The sequence below is a fragment of the Lelliottia sp. CFBP8978 genome (assembly GCF_034046055.2).
Taxonomy (GTDB): Bacteria; Pseudomonadota; Gammaproteobacteria; order Enterobacterales; family Enterobacteriaceae; genus Enterobacter.
The window spans coordinates 1,537,491-1,559,517 of sequence record NZ_CM188253.1; the positions used below are offsets into that span (position 1 = coordinate 1,537,491).

General features: G+C 51.7%; 17 protein-coding genes. 13 read left to right on the forward strand and 4 right to left on the reverse strand.

The genetic code is table 11. The features are described 5' to 3' along the window. Window positions 1–32 precede the first annotated feature (32 nt). The 7 genes from lolA (at window position 33) to SOM82_RS07175 (ending at window position 8,950) form a co-directional block, all read left to right on the forward strand. Window positions 33–647, forward strand: coding sequence for an outer membrane lipoprotein periplasmic chaperone LolA (gene lolA / locus SOM82_RS07145; RefSeq protein ID WP_154127815.1), 615 nt, complete (start codon window positions 33–35; stop codon window positions 645–647). A gap of 9 nt (window positions 648–656) precedes the next feature. Further along, window positions 657–2,000 carry a replication-associated recombination protein A gene (locus tag SOM82_RS07150; RefSeq protein ID WP_320460025.1) on the forward strand — a complete coding sequence of 448 codons (1,344 nt, stop codon included), beginning with the start codon at window positions 657–659 and terminating at the stop codon, window positions 1,998–2,000. Between the two features lie 90 nt (window positions 2,001–2,090). Then, entirely contained in the window at window positions 2,091–3,383 is a 1,293-nt protein-coding gene (serS, locus tag SOM82_RS07155; RefSeq protein ID WP_320460026.1) for a serine--tRNA ligase, read from the forward strand. Window positions 3,384–3,589: 206 nt separating this feature from the next. Further along, window positions 3,590–6,034 carry a dimethylsulfoxide reductase subunit A gene (gene dmsA / locus SOM82_RS07160; RefSeq protein WP_154127818.1) on the forward strand — a complete coding sequence of 815 codons (2,445 nt, stop codon included), beginning with the start codon at window positions 3,590–3,592 and terminating at the stop codon, window positions 6,032–6,034. 10 nt (window positions 6,035–6,044) lie between these two features. Next, the gene (locus SOM82_RS07165) at window positions 6,045–6,662 is read left to right on the forward strand and encodes a DMSO/selenate family reductase complex B subunit (RefSeq protein WP_154127819.1); all 618 of its coding nucleotides are present in this window, start codon (window positions 6,045–6,047) and stop codon (window positions 6,660–6,662) included. A 1-nt stretch (window position 6,663) separates the two neighbouring features. Further along, entirely contained in the window at window positions 6,664–7,527 is an 864-nt protein-coding gene (locus SOM82_RS07170; protein WP_320460027.1) for a dimethyl sulfoxide reductase anchor subunit family protein, read from the forward strand. Between the two features lie 274 nt (window positions 7,528–7,801). Beyond that, window positions 7,802–8,950 (forward strand): MFS transporter, encoded by a 1,149-nt coding sequence (locus SOM82_RS07175; RefSeq protein WP_320460028.1) that lies wholly within the window; start codon window positions 7,802–7,804, stop codon window positions 8,948–8,950. A 41-nt stretch (window positions 8,951–8,991) separates the two neighbouring features. Here the strand turns inward: SOM82_RS07175 and pflA are convergent, their stop codons facing one another. From pflA to ycaO, 4 genes are all read right to left on the reverse strand, one after another. After that, window positions 8,992–9,732, reverse strand: coding sequence for a pyruvate formate lyase 1-activating protein (gene pflA / locus SOM82_RS07180; protein ID WP_154127822.1), 741 nt, complete (start codon window positions 9,730–9,732; stop codon window positions 8,992–8,994). A gap of 202 nt (window positions 9,733–9,934) precedes the next feature. Next, window positions 9,935–12,217, reverse strand: coding sequence for a formate C-acetyltransferase (pflB, locus tag SOM82_RS07185; RefSeq protein WP_320460029.1), 2,283 nt, complete (start codon window positions 12,215–12,217; stop codon window positions 9,935–9,937). 50 nt (window positions 12,218–12,267) lie between these two features. Further along, complete coding sequence (gene focA, locus SOM82_RS07190; RefSeq protein WP_320460030.1) at window positions 12,268–13,125, reverse strand: formate transporter FocA; 858 nt, start codon at window positions 13,123–13,125, stop codon at window positions 12,268–12,270. A gap of 406 nt (window positions 13,126–13,531) precedes the next feature. Further along, window positions 13,532–15,292, reverse strand: a complete 1,761-nt coding sequence (gene ycaO, locus SOM82_RS07195; RefSeq protein WP_320460031.1) for a 30S ribosomal protein S12 methylthiotransferase accessory factor YcaO — start codon at window positions 15,290–15,292, stop codon at window positions 13,532–13,534. Window positions 15,293–15,430: 138 nt separating this feature from the next. On the opposite strand from ycaO, the gene SOM82_RS07200 reads away from it, so the two are divergent. The 6 genes from SOM82_RS07200 (at window position 15,431) to ihfB (ending at window position 21,902) form a co-directional block, all read left to right on the forward strand. After that, window positions 15,431–16,123 carry a DUF421 domain-containing protein gene (locus SOM82_RS07200; RefSeq protein ID WP_154127826.1) on the forward strand — a complete coding sequence of 231 codons (693 nt, stop codon included), beginning with the start codon at window positions 15,431–15,433 and terminating at the stop codon, window positions 16,121–16,123. Window positions 16,124–16,285: 162 nt separating this feature from the next. Then, a complete protein-coding gene (gene serC, locus SOM82_RS07205) occupies window positions 16,286–17,374 on the forward strand; it encodes a 3-phosphoserine/phosphohydroxythreonine transaminase (RefSeq protein WP_320460032.1) in 1,089 nt (362 codons plus the stop codon). A 69-nt stretch (window positions 17,375–17,443) separates the two neighbouring features. Next, window positions 17,444–18,727, forward strand: a complete 1,284-nt coding sequence (gene aroA, locus SOM82_RS07210; protein WP_320460033.1) for a 3-phosphoshikimate 1-carboxyvinyltransferase — start codon at window positions 17,444–17,446, stop codon at window positions 18,725–18,727. 184 nt (window positions 18,728–18,911) lie between these two features. Continuing rightward, window positions 18,912–19,595, forward strand: a complete 684-nt coding sequence (cmk, locus tag SOM82_RS07215) for a (d)CMP kinase (protein ID WP_154127829.1) — start codon at window positions 18,912–18,914, stop codon at window positions 19,593–19,595. Window positions 19,596–19,703: 108 nt separating this feature from the next. Further along, a complete protein-coding gene (rpsA, locus tag SOM82_RS07220) occupies window positions 19,704–21,377 on the forward strand; it encodes a 30S ribosomal protein S1 (protein WP_100776997.1) in 1,674 nt (557 codons plus the stop codon). 237 nt (window positions 21,378–21,614) lie between these two features. After that, window positions 21,615–21,902 (forward strand): integration host factor subunit beta, encoded by a 288-nt coding sequence (ihfB, locus tag SOM82_RS07225; protein WP_012016828.1) that lies wholly within the window; start codon window positions 21,615–21,617, stop codon window positions 21,900–21,902. Window positions 21,903–22,027: the final 125 nt, after the last annotated feature.

Sequence of the window (22,027 nt, forward strand, 5' to 3'; positions counted from 1 at the left end):
CATTTCGGGATGACGAATTTTAAGGATTGATAATGAAAAAAATCGCAATCGTCGGAGCATTACTGACCAGCTTTGTTGCCAGCAGCGTCTGGGCCGATGCCGCCAGCGACCTTAAAAGCCGCCTGGATAAAGTCAGCAGCTTCCATGCCAGTTTCACCCAAAAAGTGACTGACGGCAGTGGAAATGCGGTGCAGGAAGGTCAGGGCGATTTATGGGTGAAGCGTCCAAATCTGTTCAACTGGCATATGACTCAGCCGGACGAAAGTATTCTGGTTTCTGACGGTAAAACACTGTGGTTCTATAACCCGTTTGTTGAGCAAGCGACCGCCACGTTGCTGAAAGATGCCACAAGCAATACCCCGTTTATGCTCATTGCGCGTAACCAGACCAGCGACTGGCAGCAGTACAATATCAAACAGAATGGCGATGATTTTGTGCTGACCCCGAAGGGCAGCAATGGCAATCTGAAGCAGTTCACCATTAACGTGAGCAGCAACGGAACGATCAATCAGTTTAGCGCCGTTGAGCAGGATGAGCAGCGCAGTAGCTACCAGCTCAAGTCCCAACAAAATGGCGCTATTGACGCATCGAAATTCACCTTTACCCCGCCGCAGGGCGTAACGGTGGACGATCAACGCAATAAGTAAGAGGCATGAGTGGGCAACCTGTCGCTCGATTTTTCTGATAATGCGTTTCAACCTCTGGCCGCGCGTATGCGGCCAGAAAATTTAGCGCAGTATATTGGCCAGCAGCACCTGCTGGCCGCCGGTAAACCGTTGCCCCGGGCGATTGAAGCCGGGCATTTGCACTCCATGATCCTGTGGGGGCCGCCAGGTACCGGCAAGACCACTCTGGCAGAAGTGATCGCTCGCTATGCCAGTGCAGACGTCGAACGACTCTCCGCCGTGACTTCTGGTGTCAAAGAGATCCGTGAAGCCATTGAGCGTGCTCGCCAGAACCGCAATGCTGGTCGCCGAACCATACTGTTTGTTGATGAAGTCCATCGTTTCAATAAGAGTCAGCAGGACGCGTTTCTGCCACATATTGAAGATGGCACCATTTTCTTTATCGGTGCAACGACCGAAAACCCCTCCTTTGAACTCAACTCGGCGCTGCTGTCGCGCGCACGCGTGTACCTGCTGAAATCGCTCACGACGGAAGATATTGAGCGGGTGCTCACCCAGGCGATGAACGATAGCGCGCGCGGTTATGGCGGCCAGGAGATCGTTCTTCCTGACGAGACGCGACGAGCCATTGCCGAGCTGGTCAATGGTGATGCGCGCCGGGCATTAAACACGCTGGAAATGATGGCCGATATGGCCGAGCTGGATGATGCCGGAAAGCGCGTGCTGAGACCCGATCTGCTTAGGGAGATTGCCGGGGAGCGTAGTGCGCGTTTTGATAATAAAGGCGACCGCTTTTACGACCTGATTTCTGCGTTCCATAAATCGGTGCGTGGCAGCGCGCCGGACGCTGCGCTTTACTGGTATGCCCGCATCATTACCGCTGGTGGCGATCCTCTCTACGTGGCGCGTCGCTGCCTGGCGATAGCGTCTGAAGATGTAGGCAACGCCGATCCGCGGGCAATGCAAGTCGCTCTTTCTGCCTGGGATTGTTTTACCCGCGTGGGACCGGCAGAAGGGGAACGTGCGATCGCGCAGGCGATTGTCTATCTGGCTTGCGCACCGAAAAGTAATGCCGTCTATACGGCGTTTAAAGCAGCGATGGCTGATGCGCGAGAACGTCCGGACTATGACGTGCCGGTTCATTTGCGTAATGCGCCAACCAAACTCATGAAAGAAATGGGTTACGGCCAGCAATATCGTTATGCGCACGATGAGCCTAATGCCTACGCCGCAGGTGAGGAATATTTCCCGCAAGAAATGGCACAAACGCGCTATTATCGCCCGACTAACAGAGGTCTTGAAGGAAAGATCGGCGAAAAGCTCGCCTGGCTTACCGGGCAGGATCAAAATAGCCCTATAAAACGCTACCGTTAGTGCGATCGTTGCGGTAATGTTGGCACTGTATCCCTGTGACCGCAGGCTGTGGTCACTTTCCTATTTTAATTCGATAAGCACAGGATAAGCATGCTCGATCCCAATCTGCTGCGTAACGAGCCAGACGCAGTCGCTGAAAAACTGGCACGCCGAGGCTTTAAGCTGGATGTAGATAAGCTCCGCGCTCTTGAAGAGCGTCGTAAAGTTCTGCAGGTACAAACTGAAAATCTGCAGGCTGAGCGTAACTCTCGATCGAAATCCATCGGCCAGGCGAAAGCACGCGGGGAAGACATTGAGCCATTGCGTCTGGAAGTGAACAAACTGGGTGAAGAGCTGGATCAAGCGAAAGCGGAACTTGATGTTCTTCAGGCCGAAATTCGTGATATCGCTCTGGCGATCCCGAACATTCCTGACGATAGCGTTCCTGTCGGTAAAGACGAAAACGACAACGTCGAAGTGAAACGCTGGGGTACCCCGCGCGAATTTAACTTCGAGGTTCGCGATCATGTGACCCTGGGCGAGATGCACGCCGGTCTGGATTTTGCGGCGGCGGTTAAACTGACCGGCTCTCGCTTTGTTGTGATGAAAGGGCAAATTGCCCATCTTCACCGTGCTCTGGCGCAGTTCATGCTGGATCTGCACACAGAACAACATGGTTACAGTGAGACCTACGTTCCGTATCTTGTTAACCACGATACGCTGTACGGTACGGGCCAGTTGCCTAAATTTGCGGGCGATCTGTTCCATACGCGTCCACTGGATGAAGAAGCTGACAGCAGCAACTATGCGCTGATCCCAACCGCAGAAGTTCCGCTGACTAACCTGGTCCGTGACGAGATCATTGACGAAGACGACCTGCCTATCAAACTGACTGCGCACTCGCCGTGTTTCCGCTCTGAAGCGGGTTCTTACGGCCGTGATACTCGAGGTTTGATCCGTATGCACCAGTTCGACAAAGTCGAGATGGTACAGATTGTTCGTCCGGAAGAATCGATGCATGCGCTGGAAGAGATGACCGGCCATGCTGAGAAAGTGCTGGAGCTGCTGGGTCTGCCATATCGTCGTATGGCACTGTGTACCGGTGACATGGGCTTTGGCGCATGTAAAACCTTCGATCTCGAAGTTTGGGTCCCGGCGCAGAATACCTACCGCGAGATCTCTTCCTGCTCGAACGTCTGGGATTTCCAGGCACGTCGCATGCAGGCGCGTTGCCGCAGCAAGTCTGACAAGAAAACCCGTCTGGTTCATACCCTGAATGGTTCTGGTCTGGCTGTAGGCCGTACGCTGGTTGCCGTGCTGGAAAACTACCAGCAGGCTGACGGTCGTATTGAGATTCCTGAAGTGCTGCGTCCTTATATGAAAGGGCAAGAGTACATCGGTTAATTTGTCTTTAAACAAAAAAGCGCCTGTTGGCGCTTTTTTTATGCCTGTGTTTTGACTCGAAGCAATATCGCCTGCCCCTAAAGTAGTAATACTCCTCCGAATGAAAGTCAGCATAAAAAATGGCTGACAATGCATTTCCCTATATAAATAACTATATAACGGTTTGTACCGCCTCTTTTTTTTGTGAGCAAACAGAGTGAGTTTCTATGAAAATCAAAGCGCCCGATGCTTTACTGGCTGCCGAGGTGAGTCGTCGCGGACTGGTTAAATCCACCGCGATTGGCGGCCTGGCAGTTGCCAGCAGCGCGTTCTCATTACCCTTTTCACGTATGGCATCGGCAGCAGAAGCTATCGCGCCAGCCAACTCCCCGGAAAAAGTCGTCTGGAGCGCCTGTACCGTAAACTGCGGCAGCCGCTGTCCGCTGCGCATGCATGTGGTTGATGGTGAGATCAAATACGTCGAAACCGACAACACAGGCGATGATAACTATGAAGGGTTACATCAGGTTCGTGCCTGTTTGCGTGGACGTTCGATGCGTCGTCGCGTTTACAATCCGGATCGTCTTAAGTATCCAATGAAACGCGTTGGGAAACGCGGCGAGGGGAAGTTCGAGCGCATTAGCTGGGAAGAAGCTTTCGATACCATCGCGGCGAATATGCAGCGACTGATCCAGCAGCACGGTAACGAATCCATTTATCTGAATTACGGCACCGGTACGCTTGGGGGCACCATGACCCGTTCATGGCCGCCAGGGAAAACGCTGATCGCCCGCCTCATGAACTGCTGCGGCGGTTACCTCAATCACTACGGCGACTACTCCTCCGCGCAAATCGCCGCGGGGCTAAATTATACCTATGGCGGCTGGGCCGACGGTAATAGCCCGTCGGATATTGAAAACAGCAAACTGGTCGTGCTGTTTGGTAATAACCCAGGCGAAACGCGTATGAGCGGCGGCGGGGTAACTTACTACCTTGAACAGGCCCGTGCAAAATCAAACGCCCGGATGATTATTGTGGATCCTCGCTACACAGATACTGGCGCGGGACGTGAAGATGAGTGGATCCCTATTCGTCCAGGAACCGATGCGGCGTTGATCAACGCGCTGGCGTGGGTAATGATCGATGAAAATCTGGTTGATCAGCCCTTCCTGGATAAATATTGCGTGGGCTATGACGAGAAGACGCTGCCTGCCAGTGCACCGGCTAACGGTCACTACAAGGCTTATATCCTTGGGCAGGGCAGTGATGGCATCGCGAAAACCCCGCAATGGGCCTCCACGATTACGGGAATACCCGCAGAGCGAATTGTGCAACTGGCACGAGAAATTGGCTCGGCTAAACCCGCTTATATCAGCCAGGGCTGGGGGCCACAGCGTCATGCCAATGGTGAGATTGCGACTCGCGCTATTTCGATGCTCTCCATCCTGACGGGAAATGTGGGGATCCACGGAGGCAATAGTGGCGCGCGCGAAGGCTCGTATTCACTCCCTTTCGAACGCATGCCGACCCTCGAAAATCCGGTGCAAACCAGTATCTCCATGTTTATGTGGACTGATGCAATCGAGCGGGGACCGGAAATGACGGCCCTGCGTGACGGTGTTCGTGGAAAAGATAAGCTGGATGTCCCGATCAAGATGATCTGGAACTATGCCGGTAACTGCATTATCAACCAGCACTCTGATATCAACCGTACCCATGAGATTCTTCAGGATGATAAGAAGTGCGAAATGATTGTGGTGATCGATTGCCACATGACCTCGTCAGCAAAATATGCCGATATCCTGCTGCCGGACTGCACGGCCTCTGAGCAAATGGACTTCGCGCTGGATGCTTCCTGCGGCAACATGTCGTACGTCATCTTTGCCGATCAGGCAATCAAACCGCGCTTTGAATGCAAAACCATTTACGAGATGACGACGGAACTGGCTAAACGTCTCGGTGTTGAGCAGCAGTTCACGGAAGGCCGTACTCAGGAAGGGTGGATGCGTCATCTGTATGAACTCTCCCGCAAGGCGATGCCTGAACTGCCTGATTTTGACACCTTCCGTCAGCAAGGGATGTTCAAACAGCGCGATCCGCAAGGGCATCATGTGGCCTATAAAGCGTTCCGCGAAGATCCGCAGGCGAATCCACTGACTACGCCATCTGGCAAAATCGAGATCTATTCTGAAGAGCTGGCGAAGATCGCCTCAAGTTGGGAACTGCCTGAGGGAGACGTCATCGATCCATTACCTGTCTACACGCCAGGTTTCGAAAACTATAACGATCCGCTGACGGCAAAATACCCGCTACAGCTGACCGGTTTTCACTATAAAGCCCGCGTTCACTCCACCTACGGCAACGTCGATGTGCTGAAAGCCTCGTGCCGCCAGGAGATGTGGATTAACCCGATGGATGCGCAGAAACGTGGTATTGCCAACGGCGATCGCATTCGTATCTTCAACGATCGCGGTGAGGTGCATATCGAGGCGAAAGTGACGCCGCGCATGATGCCTGGTGTGGTCGCGCTGGGGGAAGGGGCCTGGTATAACCCGGATGCCAATCGCATCGACCAGGCAGGCAGCATTAACGTGCTCACTACCCAGCGCCCGTCGCCTCTGGCGAAAGGCAACCCGTCCCACACGAACCTTGTTCAGGTTGAAAAGGTATAAGGAGTAACCGATGACAACCCAGTATGGATTTTTCATTGATTCCAGTCGTTGCACCGGTTGCAAAACCTGCGAACTGGCCTGCAAAGATTATAAAGACTTAACCCCGGACGTCAGTTTCCGCCGTATCTACGAATACGCTGGCGGTGACTGGCAGGAGGACAACGGCGTCTGGCATCAAAATGTGTTTGCTTACTATCTGTCGATTGCCTGTAACCATTGCGAAGATCCGGCCTGTACCAAAGTGTGCCCCAGCGGAGCGATGCACAAGCGTGACGACGGTTTTGTGGTGGTGGATGAAGATGTCTGCATTGGCTGTCGCTACTGCCATATGGCTTGCCCGTACGGGGCGCCGCAGTACAACGCCGCAAAAGGCCATATGACCAAATGCGACGGCTGCCACTCCCGCGTGGCGGACGGTAAAAAGCCGGTTTGCGTGGAGTCTTGTCCGTTAAGAGCGCTGGATTTTGGTCCGATTGAAGAGCTGCGCCAGAAGCACGGTCAGCTTGCCGCGGTGGCTCCACTGCCGTCTGCGCACTTTACCAAACCGAGTATCGTCATTAAACCGAATGCCAACAGCCGACCGACGGGTGACACCACCGGCTATCTGGCCAATCCGAAGGAGGTGTGAAATGGGTAGTGGATGGCATGAATGGCCGCTGATGATCTTCACCGTCTTCGGACAGTGCGTGGTGGGCGGGTTTATCGTTCTCGCCCTGGCTCTGCTGCAAGGGAATTTACGCGCTGTCCAGCAGCAGCGACTGATTGCAAGTATGTTCGGTTTATGGGTGTTGATGGGGATAGGTTTTATCGCCTCGACGCTTCATCTGGGATCGCCATTACGCGCATTCAATTCGCTGAACCGTGTAGGGGAATCTTCACTCAGTAATGAAATCGCCAGTGGGGCAATCTTCTTCGCTATTGGCGGACTGGGGTGGCTACTGGCGGTGGTAAAAAAATTACCGGCGGGCATCCGGAGCATCTGGTTGATTCTGACCATGGTGCTTGGCGTGGTCTTCGTGTGGATGATGGTTCGTGTTTACAACACCATTGATACCGTTCCAACCTGGCATACCGTCTGGACACCCGCGAGCTTCTTCCTCACGATGTTTATAGGCGGACCGCTATTGGGTTGTTTGCTCCTGCGCGTGGCGGGCGTTGATGGCTGGGGGATGCGCTTGCTGCCTGCGGTTTCTCTCCTGGCGCTGGTCGTGAGTGCGATGGTTGCTCTGTTACAGGGAGCAGAGCTGGCTGGTATTCATAGTTCTGTCCAGCAGGCTTCTGCGCTGGTACCGGATTATGGCGCGTTGATGTCCTGGCGTATCGGGTTGCTGGTGGCTGGACTGATCCTCTGGATATTACCGCAACGGAGAGGATACCCGCCCGCGCTGCCTTTGCTCTCGCTGGCGTTCGTTATGGTCCTGGCAGGGGAGTTGATTGGGCGTGGAGTGTTCTACGGTTTACATATGACAGTTGGAATGGCTGTCGCGGGTTAAATAATTTTTTTAGTTATATCAAGCCGGGACTGTGTGCCCGGCTTTTCTTTTTTAATGATGAAATTTTTCAACCGTCATTTCTGGATCATTCAGAGCATAAATAAATAAAAACAGGGACATAATATCTGTTTCTCTGTTAAGCGAATTGTTGAAGATTAGCTTTTTAAATCGACGATGGACAAATCGTGCGAGCGGCAGAAATCAGTGGATTGACTTTGTTTTTACTGGTGGCATGATGCGCTCGAAATCTTTAATTCCTCACGGTTTTTAATCCATGACCACCTATACCCGGCCAGTGCTGTTATTGCTCTGTGGCCTGCTTTTGTTGACGCTGGCGATAGCGGTATTAAATACCCTCGTCCCGCTTTGGCTCGCCCATGAGAACCTGCCAACCTGGCAAGTAGGGATGGTCAGTTCGTCCTATTTTACCGGCAATCTGCTGGGAACACTGCTGACCGGTAAATTAATCAAGCGTTTCGGTTTTAATCGCAGTTATTATTTGGCTTCGATGATTTTTGCCGCCGGCTGTGTGGGACTGGGGCTGATGGTCGGTTTCTGGAGCTGGATGACATGGCGATTTATTGCGGGCGTCGGCTGCGCAATGATTTGGGTTGTGGTGGAAAGTGCGCTGATGTGTAGCGGAACATCCCGCAATCGAGGCCGCCTGCTGGCCGCCTACATGATGGTTTACTACGTGGGAACCGTACTGGGCCAGCTGATGGTCAGCAAGCTGCCAACCGACCTGATGAGCGTTTTGCCATGGGTAACCGGTATGGTACTGGCCGCTATTCTGCCATTGTTGTTTACGCGCATTATAAATCAAAGCAGCGAGCACCACGAGGCAACGCAGGTATGGCCAATGCTCAGACTGCGTCAGGCTCGCCTGGGGATTAACGGCTGTATTATTTCCGGTATCGTTCTGGGGTCGCTGTACGGCCTGATGCCACTTTATCTGAACCATCGGGGTGTCAGTGATTCAGGAATTGGATTCTGGATGGCGGTGATGGTGAGCGCGGGTATTGTGGGTCAATGGCCCATTGGAAAGCTGGCCGATCGTTTTGGCCGCCTGCTGGTGCTGCGTGTTCAGGTATTCGTGGTTATTATGGGCTGTCTGGCAATGTTGGGTAACGCCGCGATGGCTCCTGCGCTCTTTATTCTTGGTGCAGCGGGCTTTACCCTCTATCCTGTCGCGATGGCATGGGCCTGTGAGAAAGTTGAGCATCACCAGCTCGTGGCGATGAATCAGGCGCTGCTGCTCAGTTACACTATCGGCAGCCTGCTCGGACCAACCTTTACGGCGATGCTGATGCAGAATTATTCCGATAATCTCCTGTTCATCATGATTGCCAGCGTGTCGTTTATTTATCTGTTGATGCTTCTGCGTAAAGCAGGGGAGCATCCCACTCCGGTGGCACATGCCTGACATAAAAAAGCCCGGTGCAAATGCCCGGGCTTTTTGTCACTTTAGTACATGACCTTGTGACCGTACTGTTCGAGAATGCCTTTCACGCGCTCCATGGTCTCTTTTTTAGGTGGTTTAACACCATCGAGCTTGTATTCTTCACCCATCGCTACCCATTTGTGCTTGCCGAGCTCGTGATAAGGCAGCAGCTCAATCTTCTCGACGTTGCCCATGTCACGGGTAAACTCACCAAGACGATGCGCAGAGTCATCGTCATCTGACCAGCCCGGCACAACCACATAGCGAATCCAGGTTTTGATCCCTTTGTCGGCAATATATTTGGCAAATTCCAGCGTGCGGTGGTTCGAGACACCCACCAGATTCTGGTGGATCTCATCGTTCATTTGCTTCAGATCGAGCATCACCAGATCGGTCACTTCCAGTAGTTCATCAATTACCGGATCGTAGCGACGGACAAAGCCGTTAGTATCCAGGCAAGTATGAATGCCTTCTTTGCGGCAGGCGCGAAACCAGTCGCGGACAAATTCAGCCTGAAGGATCGCTTCGCCACCCGACGCCGTGACACCACCGCCCGACGCATTCATAAAGTGGCGATAAGTGACCACTTCTTTCATCAGTTCTTCGACAGTAATTTCTTTGCCGCCGTGTGTATCCCACGTATCACGGTTATGGCAGTAAAGGCAGCGCATCAGGCAGCCCTGGAAGAAAGTGATAAAGCGGATACCCGGGCCATCGACAGTGCCACAGGATTCAAAGGAGTGAATACGACCAATAATTGACATTGCGGTGATATCTCCAGATTCGGCCCGTCCAGGACCTGTTTATGTGCATAGCTCATCGGCTATGTCGAGTCTGTTTTGGCGGCTATCCATTAAGTATAGATATCTGACAAAAGAGACTGCATCGGAGAGGGTGTTAAAAAGGCCCCACTGACGTGGAGCCTTTATTGTACGCTTTTTACGGCGTGATTTCAGTCAATTCCAGTTACATGGATTGAGTGAAGGTACGGGTGATAACGTCCTGCTGCTGTTCTTTAGTCAGGGAGTTAAAACGTACTGCGTAGCCAGATACACGAATGGTCAGCTGCGGATATTTTTCCGGGTTTTCCATTGCGTCGAGCAGCATTTCACGGTTCATCACGTTCACGTTCAGGTGTTGACCACCTTCGATGGATGATTCGTGATGGAAGTACCCGTCCATCAGGCCAGCCAGGTTGGTTTTACGCACTTCGTCGTCTTTACCCAGCGCATTCGGAACGATGGAGAAGGTATAAGAGATACCATCTTTAGCGTAAGCGAACGGCAGTTTAGCAACGGAGGTCAGAGAGGCAACAGCACCTTTCTGGTCACGGCCGTGCATTGGGTTGGCACCTGGACCGAATGGCGCGCCAGCACGACGACCATCTGGGGTGTTACCTGTTTTCTTACCATACACAACGTTAGAGGTGATGGTCAGAACAGACTGAGTTGGGATCGCGTTGCGGTAAGTGGTCAGTTTCTGAATTTTCTTCATGAAACGTTCAACCAGGTCAACGGCCATGTCATCTACACGAGAGTCGTTGTTACCAAACTGCGGGTATTCGCCTTCGATTTCGAAGTCGGTCGCCAGACCATCTTCGTCACGAATTGGTTTAACTTTCGCATATTTGATTGCAGACAGGGAGTCAGCCGCAACGGACAGACCTGCGATACCACATGCCATGGTGCGAACCACGTCACGGTCATGCAGAGCCATCAGAGAGGCTTCGTAGCTGTACTTGTCATGCATGTAATGGATGATGTTCAGAGCGGTGACATACTGCTTAGCCAGCCAGTCCATGAAGTGATCCATACGATCCATCACTTCGTCGAAGTTCAGAACATCGCCTTTGATTGGTTCAGATTTAGGACCAACCTGGATTTTCAGTTTTTCGTCCACGCCGCCATTGATAGCGTAAAGCATGGTTTTCGCGAGGTTAGCACGCGCACCGAAGAACTGCATTTGCTTACCAACAACCATTGGGCTTACGCAGCAAGCGATAGCGTAGTCATCGTTGTTGAAGTCAGGACGCATCAGATCATCGTTCTCGTATTGCAGAGAAGAGGTATCGATGGACACTTTAGCAGCGAATTTCTTGAAGTTCAGAGGCAGTTTTTCTGACCACAGAACGGTGATGTTTGGTTCCGGAGACGGGCCCATGGTGTACAGGGTGTTCAGGAAACGGAAGCTGTTTTTGGTTACCAGAGTACGGCCATCAACGCCCATACCACCGATAGATTCAGTTGCCCAGATTGGGTCACCAGAGAACAGCTCATCATATTCTGGGGTACGCAGGAAGCGAACCATACGCAGTTTCATGACCAGGTGGTCAATCATTTCCTGTGCGTCTTGCTCGGTGATTTTGCCCGCTTTGATGTCGCGTTCGATGTAAGCATCCAGGAAGGTGGATACGCGACCGAAGGACATTGCTGCACCGTTCTGAGACTTAACAGCAGCCAGGTAGCCGAAGTAAGTCCACTGAATAGCTTCCTGAGCATTGGTAGCAGGACCAGAGATATCGCAGCCGTATTTAGCCGCCATCTCTTTGATCTGACCCAGTGCACGGTACTGTTCAGAGATCTCTTCACGCAGACGGATAGTCGCTTCCAGGTTTACGCCGTTTTCCAGATCGGACTGCAGAGAGACGAACTGAGCGTATTTGTCTTTCATCAGGAAGTCGATACCGTACAGCGCAACGCGACGGTAGTCACCGATGATACGACCACGACCGTAGGCATCTGGCAGACCAGTCAGTACACCAGATTTACGGCAGTTCAGGATGTCTTTGGTATAAACGTCAAACACGCCCTGGTTGTGAGTTTTGCGGTATTCGCTGAAGATTTTTTTCAGCATTGGGTCCAGTTCGCGATCATACGCTTTGCATGAACCTTCAACCATTTTGATGCCACCGAACGGAATAATCGCACGTTTCAGTGGTTTTTCAGTCTGCAGACCAACGATTTTCTCAAGGGCTTTGTTGATGTAGCCAGCGTCGTGAGAAGTGATGGTAGAAGCAACGGAAGTGTCGAAATCAACTGGCGCATGAGTGCGGTTTTCCAGTTTAACGCCTTCCATTACGTTGTCCCACAGCTTGGTGGTTGCGTCAGTTGCACCAGCCAGGAAGGATTCGTCACCTTCATACGGGGTATAGTTTTTCTGAATGAAGTCACGTACGTTGACTTCTTTCTGCCAGTCACCTTTCGCGAAACCTTCCCAGGCTGTGGCTAACTTTTCATTAAGCTCGGACATGTGATACCTACCTTCTTAAGTGGATTTTTTATTTACTGCCTGAGAAACCATCAATGATGATTGTCGCCACGCAGGTAAATGACCCAGTATGTCAACCCAACCAGCAGACCCCCACCGATAATGTTCCCAATGGTGACAGGGATCAGGTTATCTGTGATGAAATTCATAATGGTCAGATGAGAAAAACTTTCCGGGGTTGAACCGATAGCAGTCCAGAACTCCGGGCTCGCAAAGTTGCGGATTACAATACCCATTGGGATCATAAACATGTTTGCGATACTGTGCTCAAAGCCGCTGGCGACGAACATTGCTACTGGCAGAACCATAATCATGGCTTTGTCCATCAGGCTGCGTCCGGAGTAGCTCATCCAGACCGCCAGGCAGACCATCAGGTTTGCGAGGATGCCAAGAGCAACAGCTTCGATAAAGGTGTGATGCATTTTGTGGTCAGCGGTTTGCAGGACGTTCAGGCCCCAGCCACCGTTGGCGGTCATATACTCGCCCGACAACCACATAAGCAGAACAAAGAGCAAACAGCCAATCAGGTTGCCAACGTAGACATTAATCCAGTTGCGCGCCAGCTGGCCCCAGGTGATTCTTCCGCTCGCTTTCGCTACCACGATCAGCACCGTCGAGGTAAAGAGGTCGGCGCCGCAAATGACGCACAGAATCAAACCCAGTGAGAAGCAGATACCACCAATGAGTTTCGCAATACCAAAAGGCATCGCAGCAGTACCGGTAGTCGCAGTGATGTAGAACACAAAAGCGATGGAGATGAACACACCAGCGGTAATCGCCAGATAGAACGTCGTCATCGGGTGTTTCGTTGCTTTATAGACACCCGCCTCTTCGGCAACTTTGGCCATCGCAGCTGGGAGTATTAGATCAAAAGGGTTGTCAGCTTTCACACTAACTCTCTCTTTATTAAGTCGGCGACGAGATACTAACAAAGCATTATAGAAGAGAAATTGATATAGATCATATCTCGCCTGGCTTATAGGCCCGCAAAGCGCATGGTTTTACAGCAATTGCGGCGTAAGTTTTTGATTATCCGTATAAAAATAAATTTTAAAAGTTGTGAAAAGAGTTGAATTATTTCCTGGGACCTCACCAGTAGCAGTTAATTAAAATGGAGTAATTACCCTAAAAAGTAACAGTAAAGCCCAGGTAAACATAATTATATTTACCTGTATTTAACTTTATTATTACATTCAATATTTATTGCCAGCGAAATAATAAAACGGGGCAATGAAATTGCCCCGTAATATAGCCCAGACGCGTAAGTACGCCTACTATCTGTAATGCTATGTGCGCTTATTTTGACCAGTGAGCCGTTTTAGCGCGCTGCAGTTTTTCGTAGGCCTTGAGCAGTGACTGATGCGCCGGGAAGGCTTTCAGATCGCTGTCCACAGCCTGAAGACCATAGAACGGCGCTTCTCCACTCAGAGCGGCACTTGCCGCTTCAACTGCCTCTGCGCCATACATCCGTACGAAAGCGTTCAGATATTGCAGCGGCTGACGATCTTCTTCCTGAGACAGCAGCAGCAGAGTTTGCAGGCAGCGATAGTAATTCGCCCGCTCTGCGCTGAAGACTGACTGATTATATTCGATTGTCCATTCCGTCCAGGCCAGAGCCTGATCCAGGTCGCCACCCGCCAGCGCCAGCATGGATTTCAGTTCGCCGATACGCAGGGTGTACCAGCCATTATCTTTACCGGTCGCCAGACCCAGCAGCTCACGCACGCGGGTAAGATCGTCATGGCCTTCATCATCCAGTTGGGCGATGAGGTTCAGATAATCATCTTTTTCCCACTCACTACCTGGCAACGCCAGCAGCGTCTCGCGCAGATGGCTACCCATACTGTTGTTTGCCAGCCACAGATCTTCTGCAGGGTAAATATCAGACATGCCTGGGACGATAATACGGCAAGCGTAGACGCTCAGATGCTCGTAATCGGCGATGTAAACTTCTTTATCTTCAGCTTTGAAGATCGCCATCAACGTCGCGAACTCTTCTTCCGTCGTGCCAGAGAAGTTCCAGTCAACAAACGGGTAATCAGCGTCCTGTTTGAACATATCCCATGAGATCAAACCGCTGGAGTCGATAAAGTGTGTTTCCAGATTAGTGTGCTCACCCACTTCTTCGTCATCGAAGGTTGGCGGAGTAAAGACGTCAAGGTCTTTCAGGCTACGGCCTTGCAGCAGTTCGGTTACGGTACGCTCCAGCGCCACGCCAAAGTCCGGGTGGGCGCCAAACGAAGCGAAGCAGGTACCGTTAGCTGGATTGAACAGCACCACACAGATAACCGGGTATTTGCCGCCCAGAGAGCCGTCATAAGCGAAGATCGGGAAGCCTTCAGCTTCCAGTTTGGCGATGGACTCGACCACGCCCGGGTAGCGCGCCAGCACGTCGGCCGGAATTTCTGGCAGGCTGATCGATTCCGCAATGATGCGATTTTTAATATGACGCTCAAACACCTCGGAAAGACCCTGAACCCGGGCTTCGTTGCGGGTGTTACCGGCAGACATACCGTTGGAAACGTACAAGTTACCGACAATGTTCATCGGGATGTAAACGGTTTTTTCGTCAGACTGGCGGGTAAATGGCAGAGCGCAAATACCGCGTTCGTCGTTGCCCGACTGCAAATCAACCAGCATGCCCGCGGTCAGTTCGTTATCAGGATCGTAGAACGCGCGCAGGCGCTCATCGAGAATGCCCTCTGGCAATTCATCATCTTCAGTCAGCGGGAACCATTTTTCGTTCGGGTAGTGAACGAATGGACCATTTGCAATCGTATCGCCCAGCCAAAAATCGGCGAAGAAATAGTTAGTCGACAGACGTTCGAAATACTCGCCCAGCGCAGAAGCCAGAGCCGCTTTTTTAGTCGCGCCTTTACCGTTGGTAAAGCACAGCGCGCAGTCGGTATCACGAATATGGACAGACCAGACGTGGGGTACCGGGTTGAGCCAGGAGGCTTCTTCGATATTAAAGCCCAGGTCGGTCAGTTTTTGCTGGAAGCGAGCGATGGAATCTTCCAGAGCGGCGTCTTTGCCGGGGATAAACGTTTGAGTCATGGCGGTCACTTTTATCGTACGTAAAGCGCGCAATGATACGGGTTTTGCGTGACAGGCGCTATCTTCGCGAGGGCTGCAGCGAAAATAAAAGACTCAGCTATGCTTATGAGCACTAACCTACTGTTAAGGCATATAAAAATGAAAGCATTCGATCTCCATCGGATGGCGCTTGATAAAGTTCCTCTCGAATTTTTAGGGGAAGTGGCGTTGCGCAGTCTCTACACCTTTATTTTGGTCTTTCTGTTTCTCAAAATAACCGGACGGCGCGGTGTGCGTCAGATGTCGCTGTTTGAGGTTCTGATCATCCTTACTCTGGGCTCTGCGGCGGGCGACGTGGCTTTTTATGATGACGTGCCGATGATTCCGGTATTAATCGTCTTTATCACCCTGGCGTGCCTTTATCGTCTGGTGATGTGGCTGATGTCGAAAAGTGAAAAACTCGAAGATCTGCTGGAAGGCAAGCCGGTGGTGATTGTGGAAGAGGGGCAACTGGCCTGGGAAAAGGTGCGTAGTGCCAATATGACCGAGTTCGAGTTTTTTATGGAGCTTCGGCTTAACAGCGTCGAGCAACTTGGACAAGTGCGGTTGGCCATTATGGAAACTAACGGGCAGATCAGCATTTATTATTATGACGATGAGGATGTAAAACCGGGGCTATGTATCCTGCCTGATGAATGCGTAAAGCGCTTTACCCGGGTTCCGGAATCTGAAGAGTACGCCTGTATTCGTTGCAGCCATGTTGTTGCCATGCAGGCAGGAGAGCATCAATTATGTCCGCGATGTACAAATCCAGAATGGACGAAGGTCAGCAGAGCAAAAAGGATCGCCTGACAGCTATTTTGTCGGTTTTGTGACAGCGAGCTGGCAGAATGTATTGTGTGACAGGGGGCACATTTCTCCGGCCATAAGTTTTAGACATTGCGGCGCGTGTCACTGAATGATAAAACCGATATCCACAGTTATAACTTATTGCTTTTAGCGTGGTGAGGGTAAATGGCTCAGGTCTTCAATTTCAGTTCAGGTCCGGCAATGCTGCCGACGGATGTGCTTAAACAGGCTCAGCAAGAGCTTTGCGACTGGCAAGGTCTTGGTACATCGGTGATGGAAATTAGCCATCGTGGAAAAGAGTTTATCCAGGTGGCGGAAGAGGCAGAAAAGGATTTTCGCGATCTGCTGAATATCCCCTCTAACTATAAAGTATTGTTCTGTCACGGCGGCGGACGCGGCCAGTTTGCGGGTATTCCGCTGAACCTGCTGGGCGACAAAACCACGGCGGATTACGTGGATGCCGGTTACTGGGCTGCCAGTGCGGTGAAAGAAGCCAAAAAATACTGCGATCCCAATGTGATCGACGCCAAAATCACCGTGGATGGTCTGCGCGGTGTGAAACCGATGAGCGAATGGCAACTTTCTGATAACGCAGCTTATCTTCACTACTGTCCGAACGAAACAATCGACGGGATCGCCATTCACGATACCCCGAATTTTGGCGACAACGTGATTGTGACTGCCGATCTTTCATCCACCATTCTTTCTGGCCCGCTGGATGTCAGCCGTTACGGGGTCATTTATGCGGGTGCCCAGAAAAACATCGGTCCGGCAGGACTGACGCTGGTGATCGTGCGTGAAGATCTGCTGGGGAAAGCGCATGTCGCTTGCCCATCTATTCTGGATTACACCGTGCTGAACGAGAATGACTCCATGTTCAACACGCCGCCTACGTTCGCCTGGTATCTCTCCGGCCTGGTCTTTAAATGGCTGAAGAAAAATGGCGGTGTGGCGCAGATGGACAAAATCAATCAGCAAAAATCTGACCTTCTGTACAGCGTTATTGATGGCAGTGATTTCTACCGTAACGACGTGGCTAAAGCCAACCGTTCTCGCATGAACGTGCCGTTCCAGCTTGCCGACAGCAATCTCGACAAACTTTTCCTCGAAGAGTCCTTTGCCGCGGGACTGCATGCGCTGAAAGGCCACCGGGTCGTCGGTGGGATGCGCGCCTCTATCTATAACGCGATGCCGCTGGAAGGCGTGACCGCGCTGACTGATTTTATGGTCGATTTCGAACGTCGCCACGGTTGATTGTGCGTTTTTTCACCCCCGTAGCACTGCTGCGGGGTTTTTATTATGTTGATTTGAGAGTTAAGTTTCATGGAATCCCTGACGTTAAAACCGATCGCGCGGGTAGATGGCACCATTAATCTGCCTGGTTCAAAAAGTGTCTCGAACCGCGCTCTGCTGCTGGCAGCTCTGGCAAACGGCACCACTGTCCTCACCAATTTGCTGGATAGCGATGACGTTCGCCATATGCTCAATGCGCTAAAAGCGTTGGGAGTTCACTATCAGCTGTCCGCCGATCGTACTCGCTGCGAAGTGACGGGGAATGGCGGGGCGTTGCAGGCAGCCGGTGAACTGGAGCTGTTTCTTGGCAACGCGGGTACCGCGATGCGCCCGCTGGCCGCTGCACTCTGCTTAGGCAGTAACTCTATTGTGCTGACCGGTGAGCCGCGGATGAAAGAGCGTCCGATTGGCCATCTGGTTGATGCTCTGCGCCAGGGCGGCGCAAAGATTGACTATCTCGAGCAGGAAAACTATCCGCCAATTCGTTTGAACGGCGGCTTTACCGGCGGTGAAGTGGAGGTCGACGGCAGCGTTTCCAGTCAATTCCTGACCGCGCTACTGATGACTGCGCCGCTGGCACCGCAGGATACGGTCATCACCATTAAAGGCGATCTGGTCTCTAAGCCTTACATTGATATCACGTTGCATTTGATGAAAACGTTTGGTGTTGAGGTTGAAAATCAGGCGTATCAGCGCTTTGTGGTTCGCGGCGCTCAGCAGTATCAATCACCGGGAAATTATCTGGTTGAAGGCGATGCATCCTCTGCGTCCTATTTCCTCGCCGCCGGTGCGATTAAAGGCGGTACGGTGAAAGTCACCGGAATCGGGCGTAACAGCGTTCAGGGCGACATTCGCTTTGCCGACGTGCTGGAAAAAATGGGCGCAGTCATCACCTGGGGCGATGATTTTATCGCCTGTACCCACGGTGAACTGAATGCGGTGGATATGGATATGAACCATATCCCTGATGCGGCGATGACTATTGCCACGGCGGCGCTGTTTGCCAGAGGTACAACCACGCTTCGCAACATCTATAACTGGCGCGTGAAAGAGACCGATCGCCTGTTCGCGATGGCGACTGAACTGCGTAAAGTGGGTGCTGAAGTGGAAGAGGGTGAGGACTTTATTCGCATCACTCCGCCTGCAAAACTGCAGGAGGCTGAGATTGGCACCTATAACGATCACCGTATGGCGATGTGTTTCTCGCTGGTGGCGTTATCGGATACCCCGGTGACCATTCTTGACCCGAAATGCACCGCGAAAACCTTCCCGGATTATTTCGAACAGCTGGCGCGTATCAGCACGCTTGCCTGATAAAATCATGCCGCATCAACGGATGCGGCATTTGCTTACGCTTCCTGACGTTGTTCCCGCCCATTTCTTCTACACTCTGCTTCATTAATTCCGTAATTTGCACGCAAAGATAACAGTTGCGCACTTTGGCGCGTATAATGCGCGGCGTTCATGTTAACGGTATGCCTTAATGAAGGAGAAAAAGATGACGGCAGCTGCCCCGGTAATCACCATTGATGGGCCAAGTGGCGCAGGGAAGGGTACTCTGTGTAAGGCGATGGCGGAAGCATTGCAGTGGCATCTTTTAGACTCGGGAGCTATCTATCGCGTACTGGCTTTAGCAGCATTGCATCATCATGTGGATGTCGCCTCAGAAGAAGCGCTGGTGCCTCTGGCTGCACATCTTGACGTACGCTTTGTTTCAACCAACGGCAATCTGGAAGTTATCCTCGAAGGGGAAGACGTGAGCGGTGAAATCCGCACCCAGGAAGTTGCCAATGCTGCCTCTCAGGTGGCTGCGTTTCCGCGCGTTCGCGAAGCGCTTTTACGTCGTCAGCGAGCATTCCGTGAAGCACCCGGTTTGATTGCCGATGGACGCGACATGGGCACAGTGGTCTTCCCTGACGCCCCGGTTAAAATTTTCCTTGATGCCTCATCGGAAGAACGCGCGCAACGCCGCATGCTTCAGTTGCAGGAAAAGGGGTTTAGTGTTAACTTTGATCGCCTTTTATCCGAGATAAAAGAGCGCGACGACCGCGATCGTAATCGTGCTGTAGCGCCACTTGTTCCGGCAGAAGATGCCTTAGTACTCGATTCGACTCGTTTAACTATTGAGCAAGTGATTGAAAAAGCGTTACAATATGCGCGCCAAAAACTGGCAATCGCATAATCGCGACAGATTTGAAGTACCCCGCTGCAACGGATTGACGGTGGGTATGTGAAACAACCCCATCCGGCACGGAGCCAGGTGGACGTTATATTAACCTGAAGATTAAACATGACTGAATCTTTTGCTCAACTATTTGAAGAATCCTTAAAAACAATCGAAACCCGTCCGGGTTCCATCGTTCGTGGTGTTGTTGTTGCTATCGACAAAGATATCGTACTGGTTGACGCCGGTCTGAAATCTGAGTCTGCCATTCCGGCAGAGCAGTTCAAAAACGCCCAGGGCGAGCTGGAAATCCAGGTTGGTGACGAAGTTGACGTTGCACTGGATGCAGTAGAAGACGGCTTCGGTGAAACTCTGCTGTCCCGTGAGAAAGCTAAACGTCACGAAGCTTGGATCACGCTGGAAAAAGCTTACGAAGAAGCTGAAACTGTGGTCGGTGTTATCAACGGCAAAGTTAAAGGTGGCTTCACTGTTGAGCTGAACGGTATTCGCGCGTTCCTGCCAGGTTCTCTGGTAGACGTTCGTCCGGTTCGCGACACTCTGCACCTGGAAGGCAAAGAGCTTGAGTTCAAAGTCATCAAGCTGGACCAGAAACGCAACAACGTTGTTGTTTCTCGTCGTGCCGTTATCGAGTCCGAGAACAGCGCAGAACGCGATCAACTGCTGGAAAACCTGCAGGAAGGCATGGAAGTTAAAGGTATCGTTAAGAACCTCACTGACTACGGTGCATTCGTTGATCTGGGTGGCGTTGATGGCCTGCTGCACATCACCGACATGGCGTGGAAACGCGTTAAGCATCCAAGCGAAATCGTAAACGTTGGCGACGAAATCACTGTTAAAGTGCTGAAGTTCGACCGCGAGCGTACTCGTGTATCTCTGGGCCTGAAACAGCTGGGCGAAGATCCATGGGTCGCTATCGCTAAACGTTACCCAGAAGGTACTAAACTGACTGGTCGCGTTACCAACCTGACCGACTACGGCTGCTTCGTTGAAATCGAAGAAGGCGTTGAAGGCCTGGTTCACGTTTCCGAAATGGACTGGACCAACAAAAACATCCACCCATCCAAAGTTGTTAACGTTGGTGATGTAGTGGAAGTTATGGTTCTGGATATCGACGAAGAACGTCGTCGTATCTCCCTGGGCCTGAAGCAGTGCAAAAACAACCCATGGCAGCAGTTCGCGGAAACCCACAACAAGGGCGACCGTGTTGAAGGTAAAATCAAGTCTATCACTGACTTCGGTATCTTCATCGGCCTGGATGGCGGCATCGATGGCCTGGTTCACCTGTCTGACATCTCCTGGAACGTTGCAGGCGAAGAAGCAGTTCGTGAATACAAAAAAGGCGACGAAATCGCAGCAGTTGTTCTGCAAGTTGACGCAGAGCGTGAGCGTATCTCCCTGGGCGTTAAACAGCTCGCAGAAGATCCGTTCAACAACTGGGTTGCACTGAACAAGAAAGGCGCAATCGTAAACGGTAAAGTGACTGCAGTTGACGCTAAAGGCGCAACCGTAGAACTGGCTGACGGCGTTGAAGGCTACCTGCGCGCTTCTGAAGCTTCACGTGACCGCGTTGAAGATGCAACTCTGGTTCTGAGCGTTGGTGACGACGTTGAAGCTAAATTCACCGGTGTTGACCGTAAGAACCGTGCAATCAGCCTGTCTGTTCGTGCTAAAGACGAAGCTGATGAGAAAGATGCAATCGCAACTGTTAACAAACAGGAAGATGCAGGTTTCTCTAACAACGCAATGGCTGAAGCTTTCAAAGCAGCTAAAGGCGAGTAATTCAAGTACGCTAAGTCATTTGAGCGGTAACGAGGCAACGAGCCTGAGAATCCCAGGAACTTACTCAAGTAGGTGACTGGGGTTAACAGACGAAGTTAACGTAGTGGCCGCTTGAAGGATAACGAGCAGACTTGACAGATTGCAGGATTCGTTCTGTAATCAATAACAAAGGGCGGCTATGGCCGCCCTTGTTTAATAAGCTGTTAAGCTAAATGGTTTGAAGGAACCGGAGGAATCATGACCAAGTCAGAATTGATTGAAAGACTTGCCAGCCAGCAATCGCACATCCCTGCAAAAGCAGTGGAAGATGCAGTGAAAGAGATGCTGGAGCATATGGCCTCGACTCTTGCACAGGGCGAGCGCATTGAAATCCGCGGTTTCGGTAGTTTCTCTCTGCACTATCGTGCACCACGAACCGGGCGTAACCCGAAGACTGGCGATAAAGTCGACCTGGAAGGTAAATACGTTCCGCACTTTAAGCCGGGTAAAGAGCTGCGCGATCGCGCCAATATTTACGGAAACTGAGTGCCGCCTGCGGGCGAAACTGGGTTATCTCATGAAAAGCACCTACGGGTGCTTTTTTTATTGCCATTTTATGAGTTCTGAATCTACGCCGTATTTTTAGTTTGCTGTTGCTGCAAACAGCCATC